This is a genomic window from Mesorhizobium sp. M7D.F.Ca.US.004.03.1.1 (assembly GCF_003998635.1).
Taxonomy (GTDB): Bacteria; Pseudomonadota; Alphaproteobacteria; order Rhizobiales; family Rhizobiaceae; genus Mesorhizobium; species Mesorhizobium loti.
Genome location: NZ_RZQG01001302.1, coordinates 1 through 1,246 on the forward strand (window position 1 = coordinate 1; position 1,246 = coordinate 1,246).

Genomic DNA, 1,246 nt, shown 5'->3' on the forward strand with positions numbered 1-1,246 from the left:
GCGCAGTGCCTGCCGCCGGAGCAGCGCCTGCCGCCGGCGCGGTGCCTGTGGTCGGCGCGGCACCTGTCGCTGGCGCGGCGGTTGGCGCCGGTGCTGGGAAGTCGGGACCGGTAACGCCGCCACGAATGACCATCGGGCCTGGCTGGAAGCCATGCCTGGCCTCTGGCTTGTTCGGTATGGCCGCCACCTTTTCATAGGTGACGTCGGGCTCTGCTGCGCCAAGTGCCAGCACCGACGGCGCATGCTTGGTTTTCGCTGCTTCGGCGGTTTTAGGCTGGTCGGGGATACCGACCCTGACAATCGACGGTGTCGAGGACGGCGCACTGGGAAAAACCAGCGACGATGCCTGGGCCCCACCGCTCGCCGCAGCCAGAACGATCCCCATCAGTATGCGCACGGACACTGATATAGCTCCCCTTTTGCCCAGAAGCTGCTCAATAGCAGGCCGTGATTGACGTGGGCTTTCGTCGAAACGTAGCATTTTAGGAATTGATAAATCACCAATGCCCTGTGTTGCCACAGTCGCCTTGCCCAACAGCCGGCTTGCCCAACGGCCGCCATCGTACTACGCACCCCGGCATCTGTGAGGTGACGAGAGTGGCTGAAATACTTGCCGTCGGCGAGGCGCTGGAGCGGGCGCTGGCGCTGCTCAGGGGTGGCGATGTCGTCGCCATCCCGACGGAAACCGTCTACGGGCTTGCCGGCGACGCCACCAACGGCATCGGTGTGGCGCGCATCTTTGAAGCCAAGGGGCGGCCGCGCTTCAACCCGCTGATCGCCCATGTCGCCGACATGGCGATGGCCGAGCGCCTCGCGCTGTTCGATCCGCTGTCGAAGAAACTGGCGCTGGCATTCTGGCCCGGTCCGCTGACGCTGGTGCTGCCGCAACGGCCCGGCAACAGCATCCATCCGCTGGTCACGGCCGGGCTCGATACGATTGCCTTGCGCATGCCGAGGGGCTTTGGCGGTGACCTGATCGCCAGGCTCGGCCGCCCGCTTGCAGCACCCAGCGCCAATTCATCCGGCAAGATCAGTGCAACGACCGCGCAAGCGGTGGCGGCCGATCTCGGTGCGCGGATCAAGCTGGTGGTCGATGGCGGCGCGACCCCCGTCGGGCTGGAGTCGACCATCGTCAAGGCCGAGGGGGACAGAATGCGGCTGCTGAGGCCCGGCGGCATTGCCGCCGAGGAGATCGAGGCGGCCATCGGCATGGAATTGTTGCGCGGCGGTGCAGCCGGCGTCGAGG

At 66.3% G+C, this 1,246-nt stretch carries 2 protein-coding genes; one reads left to right on the plus strand and one right to left on the minus strand.

Features of this window, described 5'->3' with window-relative positions:
* On the minus strand, positions 1-403 hold a 403-nt coding region (locus tag EN935_RS36525; protein WP_127374261.1), incomplete at its 3' end, for a hypothetical protein.
* A 194-nt stretch (positions 404-597) separates the two neighbouring features.
* On the opposite strand from EN935_RS36525, the gene EN935_RS36530 reads away from it, so the two are divergent.
* A partial coding sequence (locus EN935_RS36530; RefSeq protein ID WP_127374262.1) for an L-threonylcarbamoyladenylate synthase occupies positions 598-1,246 on the plus strand: 649 nt, incomplete at its 3' end.